This window comes from Streptomyces sp. ITFR-16, from assembly GCF_031844705.1.
Taxonomy (GTDB): Bacteria; Actinomycetota; Actinomycetes; order Streptomycetales; family Streptomycetaceae; genus Streptomyces.
Map to the genome: position 1 here is coordinate 293860 of NZ_CP134609.1, position 25312 is coordinate 319171.

The following is a 25312-nucleotide window of genomic DNA, read 5'->3' on the forward strand; positions in this document are numbered from 1 at the left end:
CCATGTCCGAGATATTCGGCATTCTGCGAAGAGCCGTCACCCCCGGCCGCAAGGGCGGCGGGTCCGTCGCCGCCCCGCCCGCGCCCGCGCGCCGGCAGCACAATCTCTTCGAGGCGGCCGCCGTGTTCGTGGCGGCGTCGGCGGAGGACGACGAGGAGCGGATGGACGAGGCGAGCGGCTGGGTCTCCCCGGAGCAGCTGTCCTTCGGCGTCAGCGAACTGGCCTGCCGGGCGCTCATCGCGCTCGCCCGTGAGCGCGACGAATCACCGCAGGTGGTGGCCCGGTCGCTGCTCGGCCTGGCCGAGAACTGAGCACTCCCCCTCCGGCGGGCCGCCGGGGCGGACCGTGCGGCCTTGTCAGGGCCTCGACGAGCGGGTTACCCACTGGTTAAGGTGCGCCGACGGACAACTACGACGGACGAGGAGGGTGCAGTGGCCGGGACGGACGACACAGTCGCCGACGACGACGCACTGTATGTGCTGACCGCGGTCCTGCTGACCCCCGCGCAGTTCCCGAGCGTGCTCGGCGACGACTACCCGGCGGCCTGCGCGGCGCTGGGTCTGGAGCCGTACGCCGAGGGATACGGGCTGGTCATGGGCCAGGACGGCGACGGCGCCCGGTGGACCGTGGTCGTCGACGACGTGTCGCTGGTGGCCGTGGCGATCGCGTCGTGGGACTGCGGCATGGAGTACGACCTGTCGCCCGACGACCGTTCGGTGGTCTGCGCGCTCCCGGGCTGGCCGCTCGCCGTCGCCGTCTCCGCTCCGGGGGTGGCCGCCCCGCACGACCCCGCACCGGACCCGGAGGCGGACGGTCAGGACCTGCCGCCGCTTTCCCCGCCGGACACCGACGCCTGGGGGCCCGCCCAGCGCAGGCTGGGCGCGGACGCCATCGCCCTGCAGTGGGCGGTCTGGCGCGAGCAGATCGACGACGCGACGGAGTTCGCCCCGGCGGACGGCGGCACGGCCGAGCCGGAGACCGGGCGTGCGGACGAGGCCGGGGACGCCGAGGCCACGACCGGCGCGGACACGGACCGTACGGACGAGGCCGGGAGTGCGGCCGGGCCCGTGGCCGAGGCCGGGGGTGAAGCTGAGGTCGAGGGTGAGGGTGAGACCGCCGGGACTCATCCCGGCGTGCGCCGGGCCCTGGCCGAGGCGCACGCCTACCTCGACGCGCCGCCGCCGCCCGGCCGGGTCCGCTCGTCCTTCGCCTCGGGCGAGGCCCGGATGATACGGGCCGACGGGCCCGGCTGGTCGATGGTCGCCAGGACCGACGACATCGCGTTCCTGCTGCTGGACGAGGTGCCGGGCGAGATCATGCCGGTCGGGCGCGGGACGGAGCTGCCCAAGCTGCTCGACGCCCTGGACGCGCTGGCCGGACGCCCGTCCTGACCGGGCTCCGGGCCGGCACTGCGGGGGTCAGACGCGCTCCAGCGGGCGGTGCGGCTCGGCCGGCAGCTCGACCCTGACGGGGTCGCCGGGCCGGACCACGCCGCCGGCGGTGACCACGCTCATGATCCCGGCCCTGCGGACGACCGTGCCCCGCTCGTCCCGGCCGACGACCTGCTTGAGCAGGCCTTCCTGGAAGGCGTCGATCTGGAGGCACGGGTTGCGCAGTCCCGTGACCTCGACGACGGCCTCGTCGCCGAGGTGCAGCAGGGTCCCGGCGGGAAGCGCCAGCAGGTCGATGCCGCGGGTGGTGATGTTCTCCCCGAGATCACCGGGGGCGACGTCGAACCCCGCCGCGCGCAGTTCACCGAAGAGCTCTTCGTGGATGAGGTGGACCTGCCGCAGATTGGCCTGCGTGGGGTCCTGGGCGACCCTGGAGCGGTGCTTGACCGTCACCCCCGCGTGGACGTCCCCCTCCACGCCGAGCCCGGACAGCAGCGTCACACTGTCCCGGTTCGGCTTGGTGAAGCTGTAGGTCTCGTTCCTGCTCACGGCGGTGACGGTGCCACTCACGGCGGAGGTCCTCTCTCGGCGGCCGCTTCGGCGGCCGGGCTCAGCGGCCGATTTCCTTACGGGTGATCCTACGGAGCCTGCGCCGCTGGCTCGGGTCCAGTGCCAGATAGGCGATGGCGGGGACCCCGATGAGCACCAGCAGGGACAGCCAGAAGCCGATGAACGGCATCAGGACGACCGCGACGACAACTCCCCCGATGGCGATCTTTGCGCTGTTCGACATCGTCCACGCCTCCTTCGCGGCCTGTGGCCGCTTCTGATGTGAGAACGCCTGTGTGTACGGATCGGTTCCTGCCCGGGCGGACTCGTCCGCCCCGGGTCACCTCAGCGGCGCACCGACGTCGTGCATGTGCTCCAGGGCCTGCCGGTAGGAGGCGATGAGTCCGGTCTCCGCGTAGGGCATGCCGATCGCCTCGCAGTGGGCCTTGACCAGGGGCTGCGCCAGGCGCAGATGCGGGCGGGGCATGCTCGGGAAGAGGTGGTGCTCGATCTGGTAGTTGAGCCCGCCGAGGAACCAGTCGGTGAGGACGCCGCCCCGTACATTGCGCGAGGTCAGGACCTGGCGCTGCAGATGACCCCAGCGGTCCCCGTCGGGGTCGGGCATCTCCATGCCCTTGTGGTTCGGCGCGAAGGCCATGCCCAGGTGCAGTCCGAACAGCGCGTGGTGCGCGAGGGCGAAGACGACGGCCTTGCCGGGCGACATGACGGTGAGCAGCAGCGCGGCGTAGAGACCGAGGTGTGCGACCAGGAGCAGCCCGGACAGGGCGCGCTCCCGGGTGGGCTGCTGCTTCAGGTACTGGAATCCGGAGATCTTGAGGGCGATGCCTTCGAGGAGCAGCATCGGGAAGAAGAGCCGGGCCTGGTTGCGGGTGAGCCAGCGGGCGAATCCCTCACGCTGGGCCGCTTGTTTCTGGGTCCATACGAGGGCGCCGACACCGACGTCCGGGTCCTTGTCGATGTGGTTGGGGTTGGCGTGGTGGCGTACGTGCTTGTCGTTCCACCACGCCTCGTTCATGCCGAGCAGCAGGTTGGCGTGGACGAGGCCGATGGCCCGGCCGGCCCGGCGGTCGCCGGATATCTGGGCGTGCCCGGCGTCGTGCCCGAAGAACGCGGTGCGGGACCAGATGACGGCGAGGGGCAGGGTGAGCAGCAGGGCCCACCAGGTGTCGCCGAGGAACACCAGGGCGGTGACCACGGCCCCCAGGGCGAGCAGATTGGCGGCGATGCCTGCCGCGTACCAGCCGGTGCGCCGCTCCAGGAGTCCCTGACCCTTCACGGCTCGCAGCAGTGGCGCGAAGTCACTTCCGGCGCTTACGGCACTTCCGGCACTGTCGCGGGGTCGTTCCGCGAGAGTGGTTGCGGCCTGAGGCATGCTGTCTCCGGTCTTAGGGGTGCGCTGACCTGATAAAACGTACGGTCGCCGATGTATAGCAGCCATGGAGCCACCACCCCGGATCCGCTGGTGCCAACCCCCCGATTCCGGAGGGGGGCTGGCCACACCCGGCAGACATAAGGGGACATTCTCAAGTGACTTACCTCACAGGCAGTCGCACCCCGCCGTCTGCTTCGATGGGGTACCCTCGGCGACCTCGACTCACTAGTCAAATTTGAGGACTTGACATCTCTGTGCGCACCCTGCCTCCGGCAACACTCTCCGAGATCTCCGCACTCGCCGGCTCCTCCGTCGTCTTCCTTCCCTCGGACCCCTCCCGTACCGGACGGGTCGCCTTCTGGCGCCCCGACGCCGCAAGCCCGCCGGAAGGCCCCGGAACCGTCGAGGCCCTCACCGTGGCCGGTCCGGACGCCCTGCCGTACGAGGTGCCGGCGCGGGTGCTGCCGGTGCGGGACGCGCTTCCCGTGCTCACGCGTGCGCGGGCCTCGCGGCATGCCTCGCCCTCGGCCGCGTTCTGGGGCGCGGCCGGGCTGCTGGCTCTGCAGTTCGCCGCCCGGGGGCTGTTGCTGCCGGGGCTGAGCGTCACGGATCACGACGCCTGGCGGGCCGGTCCGCTCAGCCCGGACGACCAGACCCGCATCCGCACCCTCGCCGCGTCCATGCCGCCCGCCGCCCACGCCGTACCGCTCGACGCGGCGGCGCGGCCCCTGCTGCTGCCCGAACCGGAGGGGCCGGTACGGGCGTTCATCGACGCGGTCGCCGACGGCCTGCCCCGGACACCCGCCGCGGCCCTGGCCAACGGCGGTCCGGCGTTCGCCGCCGACGCGCCCCAGCACGTGCCGGGCCGGCGCGCCTGGGTCGCCGATGTCGCGGCGGGTCATGACGCGGGCGTCCGGCTGTCGTTGCGCGTGGAGGTGCGGGGGCTCGACACGGCCGCCGAGCCCTCCGCCGACGGCTCCGGTCCGTCCTTCCGCGTCGTCCCCCAGATCCACGGCGTCAGCGATCCCGCACTCGTCGCGGACGCCGCCGAGATCTGGGCGGGCAGCGGCCCGGCCGCCGCGGCGTTCGGCCCGCGCGCCCGGATGGACACCCTGCTGACGCTGCGCCGGGCGGCCCGTGCCTGGCCGCCGCTCACCCCGCTGCTCTCCGCCGCCGTGCCCGATGCCGTGGAGCCGGCCGACGAGGAGATCGCCGAACTCCTCGGCCCCGCCTCACGGGCCCTCGCCGCGACCGGTGTTCAGGTCCACTGGCCCCGGGAGCTGGCCCGCACGCTCACGGCACGCGCGGTGATCGGCCCGCCCGACGAGGAGGACGCCGGGGAGGCGCCGGACGGTACCCGGAGGCCGCTGCGCGGCCTGTCGGACACCGCGCCGCTGCTGTCCGCCGACGCCCTGCTCTCGTTCAACTGGGCGTTCGCGCTCGGCGACCAGAAGATCGGCCGGGCCGAGCTGGACCGGCTGGCCGAGGCCGGCCGGCCGCTGGTGCGGCTGCGCGACCAGTGGGTGCTGATCGACCCCGACGAGGCACGCCGTGCCCGGGAGACCCTGGACCGCAAGGTCACCCCGATGGACGCGCTCGGCGCGGCGCTGACCGGCTCCACGGAGGTCGACGGCCGCCGGGTCGAGGTCAGGGCGACCGGCTGGCTGGAGCGGCTGCGCCGGCGGGTCGCGGATCCCGAGGCCCGGCACGACGGGGAGGAGGCGGTCGGGCAGCCGCCCGCGCTCGCCGCGACCCTGCGCGACTACCAGCTGCGCGGCCTGAACTGGCTGCACACCATGACCTCGCTCGGCCTCGGCGGATGTCTCGCCGACGACATGGGGCTCGGCAAGACCATCACGCTGATCGCCCTGCACCTGCACCGCCGGACTCTCGAAGGGGCCGCCGGGCCCACGCTGGTGGTCTGCCCTACCTCGCTGATGGGCAACTGGCAGCGGGAGATCGAGAAGTTCGCGCCCGGCACCCCGGTCCGCCGCTTCCACGGCGCGTCTCGCAGCCTGGACGGCCTCGTGGACGGCGAGTTCGTCCTCACGACGTACGGGACGATGCGGCTCGACGCCGCCAGGCTCGCGGCCACCCGCTGGGGCATGGTCGTCGCCGACGAGGCCCAGCACGTCAAGAACCCGTACTCGGCGACGGCCCGGCAGCTGCGCACCATCGGCGCGCGGGCGCGGGTGGCCCTGACCGGGACACCGGTGGAGAACAACCTCTCCGAGCTGTGGGCGATCCTCGACTGGACGACCCCCGGTCTGCTGGGCCGCCTCGGCACCTTCCGCACCCGCTACGCGCGCGCCGTGGAGGGCGGCGACCCCGCCGCCGCCGAACGGCTGGGCGCGCTGGTGCGCCCGTTCCTGCTGCGCCGGCGCAAGTCCGATCCCGGGATCGCCCCGGAGCTGCCGCCGAAGACCGAGACGGACCGCGCGGTCTCGCTGACGGCCGAACAGGCGGGTCTGTACGAGGCGGTGGTGCGGGAGACCCTGGCCGAGATCTCCGCCGCCGACGGGATGGCCCGCCGCGGTCTGGTCGTGAAGCTGCTGACCTCGCTCAAGCAGATCTGCAACCACCCGGCGCAGTACCTCAAGGAGGAGGAACCGCGCATCACGGGCCGCTCGGGCAAGGTGGAACTGCTCGACGAACTGCTGGACACCATCGTGGCCGAGGGCGCCGGGGTCCTGGTGTTCACCCAGTACGTCCAGATGGCCCGGCTGCTCGAACGGCATCTGGCGGCGCGCGGCATCGGCACCCAGTTCCTGCACGGCGGCACCCCGGTCGCGGCGCGGGAGGCCATGGTGAACCGGTTCCAGGCCGGCGAGGCACCCGTCTTCCTGCTGTCGCTCAAGGCCGCGGGCACCGGGCTCAACCTCACGCGCGCGGGCCATGTCGTGCACTTCGACCGCTGGTGGAACCCGGCGGTCGAGGCACAGGCCACCGACCGCGCGTACCGCATCGGGCAGACCCAGCCGGTGCAGGTCCACCGGCTGATCGCGGAGGGCACGATCGAGGACCGGATCGCGGAGATGCTGACCCGCAAGCAGGGGCTCGCGGACGCCGTGCTCGGTTCCGGCGAGAGCGCCCTGACCGAGCTGGGCGACGCGGAACTGGCCGAACTGGTGGAGCTTCGAGGGGGCGCGCGATGAGTGACGGATACGGGGCGGACGCCTACGGCGACGCGTACGCGGAGGGGTTCGAGGACCAGGAGGCGGAGCCCGGACCGGCCGCGCAGGAGCGCACCTTCGCCGCACTGCCGCCGGCGCCGGGCCGCGGCTTCGCGGAGTCCTGGTGGGGGCGGGCCTGGCTGAAGGCGCTGGAGGACACCGCGCTGGACGGCCGGCAGCTCAAGGAGGGGCGCCGGGTCGCCCGCGAGGGCCGGGTCGGCGCGGTGTCGGTGCGGCCGGGCCGGATCACGGCGGTGGTCCGCGACCGGGACCGGAGCACGTACCGCAGCGATGTGCTCCTCCAGCAGCTGAGCGACGAGGACTGGGAGCGGTTCCTCGACATGGCGGTCGAGCGGTCCGGGCACATCGCGGCGCTGCTCGACCGGGAGATGCCCCCGCATCTGGTCGAGGACGCGGCGGCGGCCGGCATGGACCTGCTTCCCGCGATCGGCGACCTCGATCCCGAGTGCACGTGCGAGGCGTGGGACCACTGCCCGCACACCGCCGCCCTCTGCTACCAGATGGCGCGGCTGCTCGACCGGGACCCGTTCGTCCTGCTGCTGATGCGCGGGCGCGGCGAGCGGCGGCTGCTGGACGAACTCCAGGTGCGGATCGCGGCCAGGGCCGGGGGCCCCGAGCCGTCCGGACCCGACGACGGGGTGGCCGATACCGTCCCCGCGCCCGTGGTGCGCGGGGTCCCGGCGGCGGACGTGTACGCGACGGCCGACGCCCTGCCCGCGCTGCCGCCGCCTCCGGAGCTGCCCGAGGAGCCGGGTCTCTCCCCTTCACTGGACACCGAGACGGACCCGGAGCCGGGGGTGGGCCCGTCGGCCCTGGAGACGCTGGCCATGGACAGCGCGGCACGGGCCCACCGGATGCTGGCCGACGCGCTGGCGCCGGGCCATGAGCGGCAGCCGGTACCGGCCGCCCTGACACCGGAGCAGGACGCGGTACGCCTGGTCGCCGACGCGCGCCCGGAGCCGTGGACCGTGACCCGGCTGGCCACCGGCTCGGGGCGCCGCCGGGCCGGCATGCCCGCAGCCGTCGCCGCCTGGCGGACCGGCGGCGTGGCCGCGCTCGACGTGCTCGACGAGGCGTGGACACCGGACGCGTCGGCCCTCGCCCGGGCCCGCACCCGGCTCGCCGAGGCCTGGGAGGAGGACGAGGCGCCCCGGCTGCGGGCCGACCGCAACCGCTGGACTGCGGCGGACGGCACCCTCCAGCTCCGCTACGGGCGCGACGGGCGCTGGTATCCGTACCGCAAGGAGGGCACGGGCTGGATCCCGGCGGGTCCCGCCGACGACGATCCGGCAGCGGCCTGGGCGGAGGCGGGCGCGGCCGAGGCGTGACGGAGTCGGGGCTGCCGCCCGGTGGCCCCAACTCCCCCGCCGTGGAGGCAGTTTGAGTTCTGTGCCGTCTTCCGCCGCTCCCGTGGCACCCCGTACGGTGGGCGGCGCGCATCGCCCTCCCCCCACCCCACAGGAGTACGTATGGACCGCAGAAGGATCCTCCGGGGCGCCGCGGTGGCGGCCGCCGGCGCGCTGCTCCCGGCCTCCGTCCGGGCCACCGCGGCGACGACGGGTGACACGGACTACCCGTCGGCGCACTGGGTGCCCGCCTCGACGTCCAACTACACGGTCTCGACGCGTCCTTCGGCGTATCCGGTCCAGTACGTGATCATCCATGTCACCCAGGAGACGTACTCGGACGCGGTGGCGATCTTCCAGAACCCGGCCAAGCAGGTCTCCGCGCACTACGTGGTGCGCTCGGCCGACGGCTACATCGATCAGTGCGTGCGGGAGAAGGACGTCGCCTGGCACGCGGGCAACTGGGACTACAACACCCGCAGCATCGGCATCGAGCACGAGGGCTATGTGGACCAGCCCTCGTACTTCACCGACGCCATGTACACCAAGTCGGCGCTGCTGACGGCCTCGGTCTGCGACCGCTACGGAATCCCGAAGGACCGGGCGCACATTCTCGGCCATGTCCAGGTCCCGGGCACGGACCACACCGACCCGGGACCGAACTGGGACTGGGTCCGCTACATCCGTATGGTCAACCTGCTGGGCTCGGGCTGAGTCTCCTCGCCGGGGGCCTGCGGGCTGCGGACGAGGACGAAGCGGTTGCGGCGGCGCAGCGTGAAGCCGATCGACTCGTAGAGCCGGATCGCGTCGGTGTTGCCCGCCGCCGCGTGCAGGAAGGGGGTGTCCCCCCGTTCCCTGATGCCGGCCGCGACCGCGCGGACCAGCCGGGTGGCCAGCCCTCTGCCCCGGTGCTCCGGGTGGGTGCAGACGGCGCTGATCTCCGTCCAGCCCGGCGGGCGCAGCCGCTCTCCCGCCAGGGCGATCAGCCGTCCCCGGTCACGGATGCCCAGGTAGGTACCCAGTTCGACGGTGCGGGGCAGGAAGGGGCCCGGCCGGGTGAGGGCGATCAGTTCGAGGATCTCGGGTACGTCGGCGAGGCCGAGCCGCACGGCGTCCGGCGCCGGTTCGGCCCGTAGCGCCTCGCCGGTCAACTGGACGCCCACGCCGTCCTGTTCGGTCTCCCACGCCTCGGGCACGGTGTGGACTCCGGTGACGGGTGTGAGGGTTCCGGGCCCGACCAGCGCGGCCAGATCCGCCCAGGCGCGGGGGTCGGCGGGGTCCTCCAAGGCGGTGAACGGGGAGACGTCGGCGGGGTAACGGGCGGCCCGGCCGACGCGCTCGGCGAAGCGGGCGTGCGGGCCGGTCAGCGCGGCCCAGGCGGGGTTGTCGAGCAGGTGGGGCGGCTGCACGGGCGGGGCGGGGTGGCTGGTGGGCATGGCGGTGCGGTCTCCGTCTCGGGTACGCGCCGGGCGGTGGGGCCCGGCGCTGTCGCGTCCGGGCCCCCGGGGGCGGGTGGTGGGTCAGGAGTTGTCGAGCGGCAGTCCTGGCGGGTTGACCCGGGAGCTGTCGACGGCCTCGTTGGAGAGGTTCCAGGCCGCGAGCCACTTGGCGTACTGGCCGTTCTTGATCAGGTGGTTGATCGCGGCGGCGATGGGCTCGGCGAGTCCGCTGCCCTTCTTCGCGGTGGCTGCGATCAGTCCCTGGAGCGTCGCGCCGGCGCCGGAGAACTTGCCCGCGTTGCGCGTCGCGTTCGGCGTGTTCGCGGTCTGGGTGATGTGGTAGGCGATGCCCGGGTTGGGGCCGAAGGACGCGTCGATCTTCCCGCTGGTGAGCGCCAGGGCGGTGGCGTTGCTGTCGCGGTAGTACTTGACGTCGAGCTTCTTGCCCTCCTTGGCCAGCCTCGCCTTCCACTCCAGCAGGATCTTCTCCTGGTTGGTGCCGGCGCTGACGGCCACGGTCTTGCCGGCCAGGTTCCGGTAGTCGTCGTCGAAGTTCCAGGTGCTCTTCCTGGTGACCTCGAAGGCGAGGTTGTCCTGGCGGTAGGAGGCGAACTCGTACTTCTTCTTGCGCTCCTCGGTGTCGGTGACGTTGGCCACGGCCACGTCGACCTTGCCGCTGTCGACTCCGACGAACATGTTCTCCCAGGTCGAGTTCTTGATCTCCGGTTCGAGCCCGAGGACCGCGGCGACGAGCCGGGCGAGGTCGGGTTCGGCGCCGGTGAGGGTCTTCTGGTCGTCGCCGACGTAGGCCAGCGGCGCGAACCCCGCGGGCAGCGCGCCCACACCGACCACCAGCGTGCCCCTCTTCCTGATCTTCGCGGGCAGCCCGGCGCTGATCGACTTCACCTCGGGCACCTTGAGGCTGATCTCCTTCGCGGCGCCGTTGGACAGGGCACCGACCGTGACGGTTCCGGCCTTGGCTCCGGAGGTCGTGGTGGCGGCGTCGCTGTCGCCGCCGCACGCGGCGAGGGAGGCGGCCAGGGAGGCGACGGCGGCGGTGGCGGTGACGCCCCGGAGGAGTCTGCTGCGGAGGGTGAGGGTGCGCATGGCTGTCCTTGTCGGGTGGGGTGGTGAGAGAAAGGGGGTGGGAGGTCACAGGACCTTGCTGAGGAAGTCCCTGGTCCGTTCGTGTTCGGGCCGGTCCAGCACCTGTGCGGGCGGGCCCTGTTCGACGATGCGGCCGTTGTCCATGAAGACCACCCGGTCGGCGATCTCCCGGGCGAAGCCGATCTCGTGGGTGACGATGACGAGGGTGGTGCCGCTGCTCGCCAGGTCCTTGATGACCGCGAGCACCTCGCCGACGAGTTCCGGGTCGAGCGCCGAGGTCGGCTCGTCGAAGAGGATGACGCCGGGCCGCAGCGCGAGGGCGCGGGCGATGGCCACCCGCTGCTGCTGACCGCCGGACAGCTGGCGCGGGTAGGCCGCGGCCCGGTCGGCGAGACCGACCCGGCCGAGCAGGTCGCGGGCCAGGTCCTGGGCCGCCCGCCTGCTGAGCCGGCCGGTCGCCACCGGGGCGGCCGCGACGTTGTCCAGCACGGTCAGGTGGGGGAAGAGATTGAAGTTCTGGAAGACGAAGCCGATCCGGCTGCGCTGGGCCAGGATGGCCCGCTCGCTGAGCTCCTTGAGCCGCTCGCCCTGCCGGCGGACCCCGATCGGCTCGCCGTTCAGGCTGACATGGCCGATCTCCGGCTTCTCCAGGTGGTTGATCACCCTGAGGAGGGTGGACTTGCCGGAGCCCGACGGGCCGAGGACGACCGTGACCTCTCCGGGCCGCACGGTCAGCTCCACACCGTCCAGCACGCGGTGGCTGCCGTACCACTTGTACACGTCGTGCACCTGGACCGCGGCCGGGCGCGGCTCCTGCGTCGTGCCGGTCATATCGCGGTCTCCCTCTGGATCCGGGCCCGCAGCTCACCGAGGCCGGTGCGCACCTTCTGCAGCGGGGTCGGCGGCAGGCTGCGCAGGGCGCCCCGCGAGTAGTGCCGCTCGACGTAGAACTGGACGACGGACACGGCGCTGGTGAGGATCAGGTACCAGACGGTGGCGACCAGGAGCAGCGGCACGATGTCGCCCGGGTAGGTGGCGCCCATGCTCTGCACCGACCCGAAGAGGTCGAGCAGCGAGACGTAGAAGACCAGCGAGGTGCCCTTGATCAGCCCGATCAGCTGGTTGACGTAGTTCGGGGTGATGGAGCGCAGTGCCTGCGGAAACACGATCCTCGCGAACTGGTACCGCTTCGGGAGGCCGAGCGCGGCCGCCGCCTCGTGCTGGCCCTGGTCCACGGAGAGGATGCCGCCGCGCACCACTTCGGAGGCGTAGGCCGCCTCGTTGAGGCTCAGGCCGACGACCGCGACGGCCATGTCGGTGGCCAGGCGCGACTCGTCGAAGGTGAAGAACGCCGGGCCGAACGGCACCCCGAGGCTCAACGTCCGGTAGAGCGCGCTGAAGTTGTAGAGGAAGAGCAGGACCACGATCAGCGGCACCGAGCGGAACAGCCAGGTGTAGAGCCAGCTCACGCCGCGCAGCACGGGGTTCGGCGAGAGCCGCGCCAGGGCCAGCAGGACACCGCCGAGCAGGCCCAGCACGGCGCTGTAGACGGCGACCTGGAGGGTGATGAACAGCCCGTCGAGGATCGTCGGCCGCAGGAACCAGTACTGGAATCGGTCCCATTGGTAGAAGGGATTGGTCACCAGGCCGTGCGCGATCTGGGCGATCAGCACGAGGACGACTGCGGTGATGATCCAGCGTCCGGGACGGCGCAGCGGCAGGACCCGTTGCGCGGCGAGGGGTTGGGGCGCGGTGGCCGGGCCGGGGCGTGGGTTCGCCTCGGCGGGCGGCGCTGATCCGGGGGACACAGCGACGCCGGAGGATTCGCTCATGGAGGACTCCAGCGGATGCGGACGCCGCGCACCGTGCGGGTACGCCGCGGCTCACCGCCCGTCGGGACGGGTCGGTGTGCGGCGGCGCACAGCGCGGTGCGGGGGCCGGGCGGGGAGAGGGAGGGGCACGCCGCGACGGCGGCGGGCGTCAGGGAACCGGTGAGGTGTCAGCCCTGACAGGGACAGGGACGGCGCGTGGCGGCCGTACACAGGGCGCTGCTGACGCGCTGCAGGTCGACGGAGCGGTCCGCGCACAGCAGGACGCAGCCGCGGGGCCGTGTGGCCGTCCGGTCGGCTGCGTGCATCGCGTTCACCGTCACCATTCCGCCCCGCGGGGCCCGGCACGAGGGGCGTTGCGCCGACACTCGTGATCGTGCTGTTCTGCGCCGGAGGCTAGGCCCGGCCCGAATTGATGTCAACGCGGGTGTCCACCAGTCGAGACAGCTCGTACCGCATCCTTGACGGCGCCCCCGGACGCACCGAAGACTGAGGGGGACGGTCACGATTGTCAGCGCCGCACGGACGGGTTCGCCCGGCCGTGAGGTCATCGGCCCCGGCCCGCTGACAGGCAACCCTTCCACCGCGATGGGGTGCCCCGGGTGACGACCGGGTCCCGTCGGTGCGACGGGACAAGCGCGGTCTCGCGTCTCGCGAGCCCCGACGGCAGGACCGGTGGGAATTGCCCAGGATCGGTTTGACGAGGCGTCTGCACATCGATCTGCTGCGCGTCTCCAGCGCTTACTAGGGACCGTCGGCGGACGGACGCGTCCCGGACCCGTCGACCCGGGCCCGTACGCGTTCGACCGGACCGGACCGGTACGCAGGCGCAGTCGCTCCGCATCCGGCCACCGGTGCCCACGAGGCGGCGGTGGCTTCGTCGTTCCCCCAGGGATCCCCATAGGGAGAGTCATGCCCGAGACAGCATCGCGCGGTTCCAGCACGGCCCATTCCGGCACGGCGCGTTCCAGCACGGCCCATTCCTTCCACAGCCGGATCGGCGTAGGCCTCGCCGGCGGCTTCTATCCGGCCCCGCACCGCTACGAGTTGTTCCTCTCGGCGGGCTGTCCGCGCTCGCTGCGCATCTCCATCACGCTCTGCCTGCTCGGCCTGAACGACTCCGTCGCCACCACGCTCCTGACCCGCCCGGCCGAGACGCCCGAAGGCTTCGCCGCGCTGCGCCGGGCGTACGAGGCCACGGTGCACCACTACGACGGGCCGCTGACCTCCCCCGCACTGTGCGACCGGTGGAGCGGACGCATCGTCAGCAACCGAACCCCCGACATCCTGCGCGACCTGGCGGGGCTGCTGTCCGGCCACGACGAGGCCCGCCCCTCCGCCCTGCACCCCTCGGCGCTCGCCCCGGACATCGAGGAACTGCGCGATCTCCTGGAGCGGAGCGTCACCCCGTCCGCCCGGCCCGCCGCGCGGACGGCGGCTCTCGACCTGCTGGAGCGTCGGCTTCCGCTGCGTCCCTATGCGCTGGGCGCGGAGCTCACGGCCGCCGACGTGGACCTGTGGGTGGCGCTGACCCAGCCGGGGGCGGCCGGCTCGCTGTGCGCCCATCCCCGTCTCCAGGACTTCGTGCGCCGTCTCGGCGGCCATCCCGCCTTCCCGTGCGCGCGGGACGCGGTGACCGACGCGGCGTGAGCCGCCGCGCTCAGCCGTGGGGGACGGCCCCGGGTGCGGGGCCGTCCGGCCCGTCTCCCGACGGGTAGCGGACGAAGAGGATGCCCTGCGCCTCGCCGTCGGGTGCGCTGTAGACATGGGGCTCGTCGGCCCGCCAGTGCGCGCTCGCCCCGGGGCCGGCCGTCGTGGTGCCGCCCGGCGGGCCGACGACGGCGGTGCCGGCCAGGACCATCAGGCTCTCCCGCGTGCCCGGGACATGCGCCCGGGACTCCTGGACGGCGCCCGCCCGGATGCTGACGCGGAACACGTCGGTGACCGCGGACTCGTCCTCGTACCGCTCCAGCAGGACGGCGGTGACGGCGCTGCCGGAGACGCCGGCCGCCGCCGGGCCCGAGGGCCCCGTCGGCGCGTCGCTCAGTACGGCGCTGAGCGGCAGGCCGAGCGCGGTGGTCAGCGCGTACAGGGTCTCCAGGGTGGGGTTGCGGGTCCCGCTCTCCAGCTCCGAGAGCGTGCCCTTGCCCACGCGGGAGCGCCGGGCCAGCTCCGACAGGGACAGGTCACGTGCGCGCCGCAGGGCACGCAGCCTGCGCCCGACGTCCTCGTTGAGTCCCATCCGCGTCCGCTCCGCTGTCGTGGTTGACGGGCGGCGGCCCGCCTCTCTAGTGTTCCACAAACAGAACGTTCCGTATACGGAACACCGCTCGGCAGAGAAGTGGCTCACCCATGTTCGCGATCACCCGTCTGCGTGCGGCCGCGCCGCCCTCCGCCGTGGTCGCCGGGCTGATCGCCGTCATGGTCGGGGTCACCAGCTCGGCCGCGCTGGTCTTCACCGCGGCGAAGGCCGCGGGGGCGGACTCGCGCGAGCTCTCCTCCTGGATGCTCGCGCTCGGCGTCGGCCTGGCCTGCACCTGCGTCGGGCTGTCGCTGCGCTTCCGGGCCCCCGTGGTCACCGCGTGGTCGACGCCCGGGGCCGCGCTCCTGACGACGGGTCTGAGCGGGGTCTCCATGGCCCAGGCGGTCGGGGCGTTCGTGTTCAGCGGGCTGCTCATTCTGGTGAGCGGGGTGACGGGGTGGTTCAGCCGGCTGATGGGACGGATCCCCGTACCGCTGGCCGCCGCCCTGCTGGCCGGTGTGCTGCTGCGCTTCGGCACCGGGCTGTTCAGCACGATGCACCACAGCTTCGCGGTGGCCTTCCCGATGTTCGTGCTCTATCTGCTGGGGCGGCGCCTGCTGCCCCGGTACGCGGTCCTGCTGGCGCTCGCCGCAGGCGTGGTGGCCACCGTGTTCACCGGCGGCTGGCAGCCGGACCGGGTGCACCTCTCCCTGGCCACACCGGTCTTCACCACGCCGGAGTTCGACTGGAAGGTCCTCGTCAGCGTCGGCGCTCCCCTGTTCGTCGTCACGATGGCCTCGCAGAACCTGCCCGGCGTCGCCGTGCTGCGCGGCTCCGGCTACGACGTGCCGGTGTCCCCGCTGATGACCTGGACCGGCGCGGCCAACGCCGTACTCGCCCCGTTCGGCGCGTTCGGCCTCAACCTCGCCGCGATCACGGCCGCCATCTGCACCGGCGAGGAGGCCCACCCCGACCGCGAGAAGCGCTATCTGGCGGCCGTGTGGGCGGGCGTCTTCTACCTCTGCGTGGGGCTTCTCGGCGCGACCGTCGCCTCGCTCCTGACCGCGATGCCGCAGGAACTCGTCCTGGCCGTCGCCGGAATCGGGCTGCTCGCCACGATCGAGTCGTCACTGACCACCGCGCTGGCCGACAAGGCGTCACGGGAGGCGGCCGTGGTCACCTTCCTCGCCACCGCGTCCGGTGTGACACTGCTGGGCATCGGTTCCGCGTTCTGGGGACTGCTGGCCGGCCTGGTCACGAGCGCGGTCGCCACCGTCGGGCGCACCCGCCGCACCGAGCCGGCGCCCGAGCCGCGGCCGGGTGAACTGCCGGATGAACTCCCCGTCCGCTGAGCCCTGCCAGCCCCTGTCCCGTCCGTGGGACGGGGTTGCCGCACACCTGGCGAGCAGGGTGGGATGGACTCCATGCAGAAAGCGGTTTCGCACCCCTCCGCCGAACCCCTGGCGTCCTTCGACCACCTGGACCACCGCTACCGAGGCGAGAACCCGGTCCGCACCCTGGGGCACCTCCTGCGTCCCGACCGGGGGCGCCTGGCCCTCGCGGCCGTCATCTTCGTCGTCAAGCACAGCCCCATATGGCTGCTTCCGCTGATCACCGCCACCGTCCTGGACGTGGTGGTGGAGCACGGCCCGGAGTCCGGGCTGTGGAAGGCCACCGGCCTCCTCCTGTTCATCCTCGTCATCAACTATCCGCTCCACCAGTGGTACGTACGGTGCCTCGGCGGCAGCATCCGCCGGATGGGCACCACCCTGCGCTCGGCGCTGTGCCGCCGGATGCAGCAGCTGTCCATCGGCTATCACGCGCGGGTCAGTTCGAGCGTGCTCCAGGCCAAGGTGATCCGGGACGTCGAGTCGGTCGAGCAGATGATGCAGCAGAGCGCCGACATGGGCCTCGGCGCCGTCGTGACCCTGGTCGGCGGGCTCGTCGTCATCGGGGTGCGCGTGCCCGCGTTCCTGCCCGTCTTCCTGGTCGTCGTGCCCGCCGCCGGATTCCTCGTGATGAAGCTGCGGGCCCGGCTGCGCAGCCACAACGAGTCCTTCCGCCGCGAGGTCGAGCAGCTCTCCTCCCGCGTCGGCGAGATGACGACGCTCATCCCCATCACTCGCGCCCACGGCCTGGAGCGCACCGCGCTGGGCCGGGTCGACGGCTCGCTGCGCCAGGTGTTCGCGGCCGGGCTGCGCCTGGACATGGTCAACGGCCGCTTCGGATCGCTGGCCTGGGTCATCCTCAACACCCTCGGGGTGCTGTGCCTGACGGGCTCCGCCCTGGTCGCGTACCACGGCTGGATGCCCGTCACCCCCGGCGACGTGGTGATGCTCAGCGCCTTCTTCACCGTGCTGACCGGCTCGGTCACCACCCTGCTGGGGCTCGCACCCGTGCTCACCAAGGGGCTGGAGTCGGTGCGTTCGGCGGGCGAGGTGCTCCAGGCGCCCGACCTGGAACAGAACGCCGGCAAGGCACAGGTCGACCGTGTCACCGGCCGTATCGACTTCGAGGACGTCGGCTTCGCGTACGACGACGCGGAGCCGGCGGTCGACGGGTTCACCCTCTCCGCACGGCCGGGTGAGACGATCGCGCTCGTCGGCGCGTCGGGCGCGGGCAAGTCGACCGTCCTCAACCTGCTGATCGGCTTCATCCGGCCGAGCTCGGGCCGCATCCTGCTCGACGGCACCGACATGGCCGGGCTCGATCTGCGCAGCTACCGGCGCTTCCTGTCCGTGGTGCCCCAGGAGTCGATCCTGTTCGAGGGCAGCATCCGGGACAACGTGACGTACGGGATGAAGGACACCGACGAGGCCACGCTGCTGCGGGCCCTGGAGGACGCCAACGCGATGGAGTTCGTCGCCGGTCTGCCGCACGGGCTGGACACGGTCGTCGGCGAGCGGGGCGCGCGGCTGTCGGGCGGCCAGAAGCAGCGGCTCGCCATCGCCCGGGCGCTGATCCGCGATCCCCGGGTGCTGGTGCTCGACGAGGCCACCTCGGCGCTCGACAACCGTTCCGAGGCCCTGGTGCAGGAGGCCCTGTCCCGCCTCGTGCACGGGCGGACCGTCTTCGTCGTGGCCCACCGGCTCTCCACGATCCAGGGTGCCGACCGCATCGTGGCGATGGAGGGCGGCCGGATCGCGGAGGTGGGCACGCACGACGCACTGCTGGGCCGCGACGGGGTGTACGCGGGCCTGCAGCCCGCGTTCCCCTGACGGGCCGGCGCCGTTCACGCCGTCACCAGTCGTGGACGGTGCCGTCCCGGAGCCGGTTGACGGGCAGATAGGCCTGCTCGTACGGGTGCGCCGCCGCCAATTCCTCGTCGAGTTCGACCCCGATGCCCGGCGCCTCACCGGGGTGCAGGAAGCCGTCGGTGAAGGTGTACGCGTGCCGGAACACCTCCTTCGTGAGCGCGTTGTGGCCGGAGTACTCCTGGATGCCGAAGTTGTGCACGGCGAGGTCGAGATGGACGGCGGCGGCCATCCCGACGGGCGAGATGTCCTCCGGCCCGTGCACGGCGCTCTTCACCTGGTACTGCGCGGCGAAGTCGTACAGCTTGCGCAGGGGCGTGACCCCGCCGAAGTGGGTGACGGCGGAGCGCACGTAGTCGATCAGCTGCTCGGTGATCAGCGTGTGGTAGTCGTGCACGGTGTTGAACACCTCGCCGAGCGCCAGCGGTGTGGTCGTGTGCCGGCGCACCAGGCGCAGCGCCTCCTGGTTCTCGGCCGGGGTGCAGTCCTCCAGCCAGAAGGGGCGGTACGGCTCCAGGTCCTTGCCGAGGCGGGCGGCCTGGACCGGGGTCAGCCGGTGGTGGGCGTCGTGGAGCAGCGGCAGCTCGGGGCCGAACTCGGCGCGTACCGCTTCGAAGACGGCCGGGGTGTGCCGCAGATACGCGTCGGTGTCCCAGTCCTCGACGAGCGGGCGGACCTGCTGGTGGAGGACGGGCGCGCCGTCGTCGTCGGTGGCGTGCACCCCGTAGACGGCCTTGAGTCCGGGGATGCCGGTCTGGATGCGGACGGCGGGGTAGCCCTGCGCGAGCCGGGCCCGTACGGAGTCGAGGAGTTCGGGTATGTCGCGGCCGTTGGCATGGCCGTAGGTGGTGACGCGGTCGCGGGAGGCGCCGCCGAGCAGCTGGTAGAGGGGCAGGCCCGCGGCCTTCGCCTTGATGTCCCACAGCGCGACGTCGACGGCGGCGATCGCGGCCATGGTGACGGGTCCGCGCCGCCAGTAGGCGCCCCGGTAGAGGTACTGCCAGGTGTCCTCGATCCGGTGCGGGTCGAGGCCGACGAGCAGGGGTGCCACATGGTCGGTGAGGTAGCTGACGACGGCCAGCTCCCGGCCGTTGAGCGTGGCGTCGCCGAGGCCGGTGAGCCCTTCGTCGGTCGTCAGCTTCAGCGTGACGAAGTTGCGGCCGGGGCTGGTGACGACGACCTTCGCGTCGACGATCTTCATGGGAGCTCTCTTTCGGGATGCGACGGGGCGGGCGTGGACCTCGGCCGGTCCCCCTGCCGCCCGTCCGCCGGCGCCATTGTCCGCCGTCGGTCCGGACGGCCGCACGCCTGCCCGTATGGCGGTACGTCAGCGGGTGCCGGTGGACCGTCCCGTGTTCCCCGCCCGGGTCCTGCATAGAGTGAGGTACGTGATCGTTCATGAGGATGCGGCGCGCGCGGCCGGGGGACGTCCGGGCTATGCGGCGGCCGCCGTGGTGTTCGCCATCGGGATGGCCGGCACCACGCTGCCCACTCCCCTGTACGGGCTCTACCAGGAGGAGATCGGCTTCTCCGAGCTGATGGTGACCGTGGTCTTCGCGGTGTACGCGGTGGCGGTCATCTCGGTGCTCCTGGTGGCGGGCAACTACTCCGACAAGGTGGGCCGCAGGCCGGTGCTGCTGTGCGCGATGGCGCTGTCGGCCGCGAGCGCGGGCTGCTTCCTGCTGGAGGGCGGGCTGCCGCTGCTCTTCGCCGGGCGCGTGCTGTCCGGCGGCGCTGCGGGGCTGCTGAGCGGGGCGGCGACGGCGGCGGTGATCGAGCTGGCACGCCCCGGCCAGAAGGCGCGGGCCGGGTTCGCCGCCACGGCCGCGAACATGGGCGGCCTCGGCTGCGGGCCGCTGCTCTCCGGCCTGCTGGCGCAGTACACGCCGTGGCCGCTGAGCCTGCCGTTCTGGGTGCATCTGGCGCTGGTGGCCGTGGCGTGCGCGCTCACCTGGCGGCTGCCGGAGACGGTGTCGCAGCCGCGGCGGTGGCCGGCGCTGGAGCCGCAGGGGATCCGGGTGCCGCCGGAGGTGAAGAGCGTGTTCGTGCCGGCCGCGCTGGCCGCGTTCGCCGGGTTCGCGCTGCTCGGGCTGTTCACGGCGGTCGCGCCGAGCTTCGCCGCGCAGACGCTCGGGGTGCACAACCTCGCGGTGACGGGTGCGGTGGTCTTCTCGGTGTTCTGCGCCTCGACGATCGGGCAGTCGCTGGCGCCCCGGATCGGTGCGCGCCGGGCGCTGCCCCTCGGATGCGGGATCCTCGTCGTCGGGCTGCTGCTGGTGGCGTCCTCGTTGCTGGCGAAGTCACTTCCCCTGCTGATCCTCGGGGCGCTCGGCGGCGGCATCGGGCAGGGGCTCGCCTTCCGTGCGGGCCTGACCACGGTCAGCGAGGCGGCCCCCGACACCCATCGCGGCGGCACCATCTCGGCGTTCTTCGTCGTGGCGTACACGGGGATCTCGGTGCCGGTCGTCGGGGTGGGCGCCCTGGCCACCTGGCTGGGGCTGCGGGACGCGGGGCTGGTCTTCACGGTCTGCGTGATCCTGCTGGCGGCAGGGGCCGGTACGTACGCCCTGCTCAGGGCGCCTGCACAGGCGTAGCGGGACGGCTACGGGCGCGTACACCGACCGGCCGTATTCGCCCATACGGGCTATATTTATGTTTTCTTAGCATTCTCCCCATACGGCCTATGCGACTCGGGGGTCCGACCCGAATCAGTAGCAACAACGCTGATCCGAAAGAGGGAGGTGTGTCCGATGACCGCTTCCACCCGAGTCCGCCATGTGCTGGCCGGCGCCGCGGCGACGGGCCTGCTCGCGGGCGCCGCCGCACTGGGAACCGCCGGGGCGGCCGAAGCCGCTCCCGCGTCCGCTCCGGCCTCGGCCACCGCGTACGCCGACGGTCACCACGACAGGTGCACCTGGCAGCAGGGCCACTGGCAGAAGTACTGGGTCAAGGGCCACTGGGAGAAGCAGTGGCACAAGGGGCACCGCTCCGACCACAGGGCGTGGGTGCCGGGTCACTACGACCGGCACGGGACGTGGCAGCTCGGCCACTGGAGCCACCACGACCGCTGGCAGCGGGGCCACTGGGTCAACGTCTACGTCCCCGGGCACTGGGACACGCACTGGGTGAAGGGCCACTGGAACTGCCACCACCGGTGAACCGGGCGGAGCGGTAGCCACTCCCGGCCGACTGCCCGGCCGACCGACCGGAACGGGGTTCCGGGGCGAGCCTCCGGGACCCCGTTCCCCCTGCCCGCACGGCGGGGCCGACGCGTCCGCGCGCGTCGGCCCCGCCGTTGACGTGCGCCTTTCCTCCGCCCTGCCGGGGGCCCGTCCGGGTGAGCCGGGTCACTAACCGGCGCCCGCCACGCATGTTCCGCCCGTTCCGGGGCAGACGGCCAGACCGCCGGGCGTCGCCCGGCGTCGATCCATCAGCCACCGAAAGGGCAGCACACGACGTGTCGGCACAACACACCATCCAGGTAGCGGGAGAGTGGCGAGCGGCCGCATCCGGCGCGACCCGCGAGATCCTCGACCCCGTCGACGCGACCGCGTTCGCCGTCGTGTCGGAGGGTGACGCCGTGGACACGGACGCCGCGGTCGCCTCCGCCAGGACCGCCTTCGACGCCGGCCCCTGGCCGCACACGCCGGTCGCCGAACGCGCCGCGCTGCTCAGGCGGGTGGCGGACCTGCTGGAGCGCGACCGGGAACGGATCGGCGCGCTGGAGTCTCGTGACGCCGGCAAGACGCTCGAGGAGGGCCGTGTCGACGTGGACTGCGTCCGCGACGCCTTCCGCTACTTCGCCGACCTCGTGATGAACGAGAGCGGCGGTCGCGTCGTCGACGCCGGGTCCGAGGAGATCCACAGCGTCGTCGTGCACGAGCCCGTGGGCGTCTGCGGTCTCATCACGCCGTGGAACTACCCGCTGCTCCAGGCCAGCTGGAAGATCGCCCCGGCGCTCGCCGCGGGCAACACCTTCGTGATCAAGCCCAGCGAGATCACCCCGCTCACGACCGTCGCCCTGATCGCGCTGCTCACCGAGGCCGGACTGCCCGACGGCGTGGCCAACATCGTCACGGGCCCGGGCGCCACGGTCGGTGCCCGCCTCGCGGACCACCCCGATGTCGACCTGGTCTCCTTCACCGGCGGCCTCGCCAGCGGTACGAAGGTGATGCGGGCCGCCGCCGACACGGTCAAGAAGGTCGCGCTCGAACTCGGCGGCAAGAACCCCAACGTGGTGTTCGCGGACGCGTGCGCCACCGAGGAGGGCTTCGACACCGCCGTCGACCAGGCGCTCAACGCGGCCTTCATCCACAGCGGCCAGGTCTGCTCCGCCGGCTCCCGGCTGATCGTCGAGGAGTCGGTGCGCGAACGGTTCGTGACCGAACTGGCGCGGCGCGCCGAGCTCATCAGGATCGGCCGGGGCACGGACGCCGGTGTCGAGTGCGGCCCGCTCGTCTCCGCCCAGCAGCTCGCCAGGACCGAGGAGTTCGTGGCCTCCGCGCTCAAGGAGGGCGCCGTCCTGCGGGCCGGCGGCGAACGGCCCGAGGGCCCCGGCTACTTCTACCGCCCGACCGTCCTGGACCACTGCGACCGCTCCATGCGGGTGGTGCGCGAGGAGGTGTTCGGTCCGGTGCTGACCGTCGAGACCTTCCGTACGGAGGACGAGGCCGTGGCCCTGGCCAACGACACCGAGTACGGCCTGGCCGGCGGTGTCTGGACGGCGGACACGGGCCGGGGCCGCAGGGTCGCGGCCCGGCTGCGGCACGGCACGGTCTGGATCAACGACTTCCACCCCTACCTGCCGCAGGCGGAGTGGGGCGGCTTCGGTAAGTCCGGCATCGGCCGTGAACTCGGCCCGACGGGTCTGGCGGAGTACCGCGAGGCCAAGCACATCTACCAGAACCTCGCCCCGCGCCCGGTGCGCTGGTTCGCGGGCTGACACGGGAGCAGAGGCATGGAGCACACGACCCCCTACGACTATGTCGTCGTCGGCGGCGGCACCGCCGGATCGGTGATCGCCTCCCGGCTCACCGAGGACCCCGGCGTCACCGTCGCCCTGATCGAGGGCGGACCGAGCGACGTCGGCCGCGACGACGTGCTGACGCTGCGCCGCTGGATGGGCCTGCTCGGCGGCGAACTGGACTACGACTACCCCACCACGGAGCAGCCGCGCGGCAACTCGTACATCCGCCACAGCAGGGCCCGGGTCCTCGGCGGATGCTCGTCCCACAACACGCTGATCGCCTTCAAGCCGCTGCCGTCCGACTGGGACGAGTGGGCCGACGCGGGCGCGGCCGGCTGGGACGCCGCGTCGATGGACCCGTACTTCTCGCGGCTGCGCAACAACATCGTCCCCGTCGACGAGGCAGACCGGAACGCCATCGCGCGCGACTTCGTGGACGCGGCGCAGCAGACGCTCGGGGTCCCGCGCGTCGAGGGCTTCAACAAGGCGCCCTTCCAGGACGGTGTCGGGTTCTTCGACCTCGCCTACCATCCCGAGAACAACAAGCGTTCCTCGGCCTCGGTGGCGTATCTGCACCCATTCCTGGACCGGCCGAACCTCCATATCGCCCTGGAGACCTGGGCGTTCCGGCTGGAGTTCGACGGCACCCGCGCCACCGGCGTACAGGTGCGCACCGCCGACGGCGAGGAGCGGCTGATCCGGGCCCGGCGCGAAGTGGTGGTGTGCGCGGGCGCGGTGGACACGCCCCGGCTGCTGATGCACTCGGGGATCGGCCACCGCGAGGAGCTGGAGAAGCTCGGCATCCCGGTGCTGCACGATCTGCCGGGTGTGGGCGAGAACCTGCTCGACCATCCGGAGTCGGTCATCGTCTGGGAGACCCACGGGCCGATACCCGAGAACTCCGCGATGGACAGCGACGCGGGGCTCTTCGTCCGGCGGGACCCGGAGAGCCCGGGGCCCGACCTGATGTTCCACTTCTACCAGATCCCGTTCACGGACAACCCGGAGCGGCTCGGCTACGAACGCCCGGCCCACGGGGTGTCGATGACGCCGAACATCCCCAAGCCGCGCAGCCGGGGCCGGCTCTATCTGACGAGCCCCGACCCCGAGGTCAAACCGGCCCTGGACTTCCGCTACTTCACCGACCCCGAGGACTACGACGGGCGCACGCTCGTCGACGGGATCAGGATCGCCCGGGAGATCGCCGCCCGCGAGCCGCTGGCGGGCTGGCTGAAGCGTGAGGTGTGCCCGGGACCGGAGATCACATCGGACGAGGACCTCAGCGAGTACGCGCGCAAGGTCGCGCACACCGTCTACCACCCGGCCGGCACCTGCCGCATGGGCGCGGCGGACGATCCGCTGGCCGTGGTCGCGCCCGATCTGCGGGTGCGGGGCCTGGACGCGCTGCGCATAGCCGACGCGTCGGTCTTCCCGACCATGACGACCGTCAACCCGATGATCGGTGTGCTGATGGTCGGAGAGAAATGCGCCGATCTGCTCGGCGCCACCCATGGGGGTCATGCCTGATGAACACACCACCGCACGTCTTCTCCGTACGCGACCTCTGGAAGGTGTTCGGCCCGAAGGCAGAGCGCGTTCCCGGTGACAGCGAGCTCCGCGCGCTGGACGCCACCGAGCTGCGCGAGCGCACCGGCTGCACCGCCGCCGTGCGTGACGTCTCCTTCGACGTCCGCAGGGGTGAGGTGTTCGTCGTGATGGGGCTCTCCGGCTCCGGCAAGTCCACCCTGGTGCGCTGTCTGACCCGGCTCATCGAGCCGACGTCCGGCGAGGTGACCATGGACGGCGAGGACGTGCTGTCGATGAACACCGCGCGGCTGCGCGAACTGCGCCGCCACCGCGCCGCCATGGTCTTCCAGCACTTCGGTCTGCTGCCGCACCGCTCGGTGCTCGACAACGTCGCCTACGGTCTGGAGATCCAGGGCATGGCCCGGGGCGAACGCCGTGAGCGCGCTGCCGAGTTCATCGGCAAGGTGGGGCTCGACGGGCTGGAGGACCGGCGGCCCGGTCAGCTCTCCGGCGGCCAGCAGCAGCGGGTCGGGCTGGCCCGCGCGCTCGCCGTCGATCCCGAGGTGCTGCTGTTCGACGAGCCGTTCAGCGCGCTCGACCCGCTGATCCGCCGCGACATGCAGGAGGAGGTCGTGCGGCTGCACCGCGAGGAGGGCCGCACGATGGTGTTCATCACCCATGACCTCAACGAGGCGCTGAAACTCGGCGACCGCATCGCGCTCATGCGGGACGGCCGGATCGTGCAGCTGGGCACCCCGGAGGAGATCGTCGGGTCCCCGGCCGACGACTACGTACGGGACTTCGTCCGTGATGTGCCGCGCGAACAGGTCGTGACCGTGCGAGCGGCCATGCGGCCGGCCGACGGCGCCGAGGACGTGTCGGGTCCGGCGCTGGCACCGGGCACCACCGTCTCCGAGGCGATCGAGGCCGTCGTCCGCACCGGCGAGACGGCCCGTGTGGTGGACGGCGGACGCTGTCTGGGTGTGGTCGACCACGCCTGTCTGCTCGGTGTCGTGGCCGGGATCCCCGCCGCGAAGGAGGCCGCGTGAACCGGGCCCGCACCGCACGGACACCT

Annotated in this window: 23 protein-coding genes and 1 riboswitch; of the genes, 14 read left to right on the forward strand and 9 right to left on the reverse strand. The window is 72.5% G+C overall.

Annotated elements, in window-relative coordinates; all coding sequences use genetic code 11:
- Window positions 1-2 precede the first annotated feature (2 nt).
- Window positions 3-311: a hypothetical protein gene (locus tag RLT58_RS01390; protein WP_311308497.1), complete on the forward strand. Its 309-nt coding sequence runs from the start codon at window positions 3-5 to the stop codon at window positions 309-311.
- A gap of 120 nt (window positions 312-431) precedes the next feature.
- Window positions 432-1391: a hypothetical protein gene (locus RLT58_RS01395; protein WP_311308498.1), complete on the forward strand. Its 960-nt coding sequence runs from the start codon at window positions 432-434 to the stop codon at window positions 1389-1391.
- Window positions 1392-1418: 27 nt separating this feature from the next.
- Here RLT58_RS01395 and RLT58_RS01400 read toward each other — a convergent pair whose 3' ends face one another.
- The 3 genes from RLT58_RS01400 to RLT58_RS01410 form a co-directional block, all read right to left on the reverse strand.
- Window positions 1419-1961 (reverse strand): MOSC domain-containing protein, encoded by a 543-nt coding sequence (locus RLT58_RS01400; protein WP_311308499.1) that lies wholly within the window; start codon window positions 1959-1961, stop codon window positions 1419-1421.
- 40 nt (window positions 1962-2001) lie between these two features.
- Window positions 2002-2184: a tail-anchor membrane protein gene (locus tag RLT58_RS01405; RefSeq protein WP_136325839.1), complete on the reverse strand. Its 183-nt coding sequence runs from the start codon at window positions 2182-2184 to the stop codon at window positions 2002-2004.
- 96 nt (window positions 2185-2280) lie between these two features.
- A complete protein-coding gene (locus tag RLT58_RS01410; protein ID WP_311308500.1) occupies window positions 2281-3333 on the reverse strand; it encodes a fatty acid desaturase family protein in 1053 nt (350 codons plus the stop codon).
- Window positions 3334-3587: 254 nt separating this feature from the next.
- On the opposite strand from RLT58_RS01410, the gene RLT58_RS01415 reads away from it, so the two are divergent.
- From RLT58_RS01415 to RLT58_RS01425, 3 genes are all read left to right on the forward strand, one after another.
- Window positions 3588-6488 carry an SCO1167/SCO6262 family helicase gene (locus RLT58_RS01415; RefSeq protein WP_311308501.1) on the forward strand — a complete coding sequence of 967 codons (2901 nt, stop codon included), beginning with the start codon at window positions 3588-3590 and terminating at the stop codon, window positions 6486-6488.
- Window positions 6485-7855, forward strand: coding sequence for an SWIM zinc finger family protein (locus RLT58_RS01420; RefSeq protein ID WP_311308502.1), 1371 nt, complete (start codon window positions 6485-6487; stop codon window positions 7853-7855). The genes RLT58_RS01415 and RLT58_RS01420 overlap by 4 nt, the downstream gene beginning before the upstream one ends.
- Before the next feature lie 141 nt (window positions 7856-7996).
- Window positions 7997-8587 (forward strand): N-acetylmuramoyl-L-alanine amidase, encoded by a 591-nt coding sequence (locus tag RLT58_RS01425; RefSeq protein WP_311308503.1) that lies wholly within the window; start codon window positions 7997-7999, stop codon window positions 8585-8587.
- Here RLT58_RS01425 and RLT58_RS01430 read toward each other — a convergent pair.
- From RLT58_RS01430 to RLT58_RS01445, 4 genes are all read right to left on the reverse strand, one after another.
- Window positions 8551-9309 carry a GNAT family N-acetyltransferase gene (locus tag RLT58_RS01430; RefSeq protein WP_311308504.1) on the reverse strand — a complete coding sequence of 253 codons (759 nt, stop codon included), beginning with the start codon at window positions 9307-9309 and terminating at the stop codon, window positions 8551-8553. The two genes, RLT58_RS01425 and RLT58_RS01430, sit on opposite strands and share 37 nt — an antisense overlap.
- 84 nt (window positions 9310-9393) lie before the next feature.
- On the reverse strand, window positions 9394-10419 hold the full coding sequence (locus RLT58_RS01435; RefSeq protein ID WP_311308505.1) for an ABC transporter substrate-binding protein: 1026 nt from the start codon (window positions 10417-10419) through the stop codon (window positions 9394-9396).
- A gap of 45 nt (window positions 10420-10464) precedes the next feature.
- Window positions 10465-11250: an amino acid ABC transporter ATP-binding protein gene (locus RLT58_RS01440; protein WP_311308506.1), complete on the reverse strand. Its 786-nt coding sequence runs from the start codon at window positions 11248-11250 to the stop codon at window positions 10465-10467.
- Window positions 11247-12251 (reverse strand): amino acid ABC transporter permease, encoded by a 1005-nt coding sequence (locus tag RLT58_RS01445; RefSeq protein ID WP_311308507.1) that lies wholly within the window; start codon window positions 12249-12251, stop codon window positions 11247-11249. Before RLT58_RS01445 ends, RLT58_RS01440 begins: the two co-directional genes overlap by 4 nt.
- 497 nt (window positions 12252-12748) lie before the next feature.
- A riboswitch (SAM riboswitch) is annotated at window positions 12749-12893 on the forward strand.
- On the opposite strand from RLT58_RS01445, the gene RLT58_RS36045 reads away from it, so the two are divergent.
- On the forward strand, window positions 12871-12996 hold the full coding sequence (locus tag RLT58_RS36045) for a putative leader peptide (protein WP_399130709.1): 126 nt from the start codon (window positions 12871-12873) through the stop codon (window positions 12994-12996). (Overlaps the previous riboswitch by 23 nt.)
- Window positions 12997-13160: 164 nt before the next feature.
- On the forward strand, window positions 13161-13898 hold the full coding sequence (locus RLT58_RS01450; RefSeq protein ID WP_311308508.1) for a glutathione S-transferase family protein: 738 nt from the start codon (window positions 13161-13163) through the stop codon (window positions 13896-13898).
- Window positions 13899-13908: 10 nt separating this feature from the next.
- Here the strand turns inward: RLT58_RS01450 and RLT58_RS01455 are convergent, their stop codons facing one another.
- Window positions 13909-14490 carry a type II toxin-antitoxin system RelB family anti-toxin gene (locus RLT58_RS01455; RefSeq protein WP_311308509.1) on the reverse strand — a complete coding sequence of 194 codons (582 nt, stop codon included), beginning with the start codon at window positions 14488-14490 and terminating at the stop codon, window positions 13909-13911.
- A gap of 110 nt (window positions 14491-14600) precedes the next feature.
- Here RLT58_RS01455 and RLT58_RS01460 point away from each other — a divergent pair, with 110 nt between their 5' ends.
- Window positions 14601-15842 (forward strand): benzoate/H(+) symporter BenE family transporter, encoded by a 1242-nt coding sequence (locus RLT58_RS01460; protein WP_311308510.1) that lies wholly within the window; start codon window positions 14601-14603, stop codon window positions 15840-15842.
- A 72-nt stretch (window positions 15843-15914) separates the two neighbouring features.
- A complete protein-coding gene (locus RLT58_RS01465; protein ID WP_311308511.1) occupies window positions 15915-17708 on the forward strand; it encodes an ABC transporter ATP-binding protein in 1794 nt (597 codons plus the stop codon).
- Window positions 17709-17730: 22 nt separating this feature from the next.
- Here RLT58_RS01465 and manD read toward each other — a convergent pair whose 3' ends face one another.
- A complete protein-coding gene (gene manD / locus RLT58_RS01470; protein ID WP_311308512.1) occupies window positions 17731-18945 on the reverse strand; it encodes a D-mannonate dehydratase ManD in 1215 nt (404 codons plus the stop codon).
- Between the two features lie 190 nt (window positions 18946-19135).
- On the opposite strand from manD, the gene RLT58_RS01475 reads away from it, so the two are divergent.
- The 5 genes from RLT58_RS01475 (at window position 19136) to RLT58_RS01495 (ending at window position 25286) form a co-directional block, all read left to right on the forward strand.
- On the forward strand, window positions 19136-20338 hold the full coding sequence (locus tag RLT58_RS01475) for an MFS transporter (protein WP_311314389.1): 1203 nt from the start codon (window positions 19136-19138) through the stop codon (window positions 20336-20338).
- A 156-nt stretch (window positions 20339-20494) separates the two neighbouring features.
- Window positions 20495-20902, forward strand: a complete 408-nt coding sequence (locus tag RLT58_RS01480; RefSeq protein WP_311308513.1) for a hypothetical protein — start codon at window positions 20495-20497, stop codon at window positions 20900-20902.
- A gap of 299 nt (window positions 20903-21201) precedes the next feature.
- Window positions 21202-22686 carry an aldehyde dehydrogenase family protein gene (locus RLT58_RS01485; protein WP_311308514.1) on the forward strand — a complete coding sequence of 495 codons (1485 nt, stop codon included), beginning with the start codon at window positions 21202-21204 and terminating at the stop codon, window positions 22684-22686.
- Between the two features lie 15 nt (window positions 22687-22701).
- A complete protein-coding gene (locus tag RLT58_RS01490) occupies window positions 22702-24237 on the forward strand; it encodes a GMC family oxidoreductase (protein ID WP_311308515.1) in 1536 nt (511 codons plus the stop codon).
- Window positions 24237-25286: a quaternary amine ABC transporter ATP-binding protein gene (locus tag RLT58_RS01495; RefSeq protein WP_311308516.1), complete on the forward strand. Its 1050-nt coding sequence runs from the start codon at window positions 24237-24239 to the stop codon at window positions 25284-25286. Before RLT58_RS01490 ends, RLT58_RS01495 begins: the two co-directional genes overlap by 1 nt.
- Window positions 25287-25312: the final 26 nt, after the last annotated feature.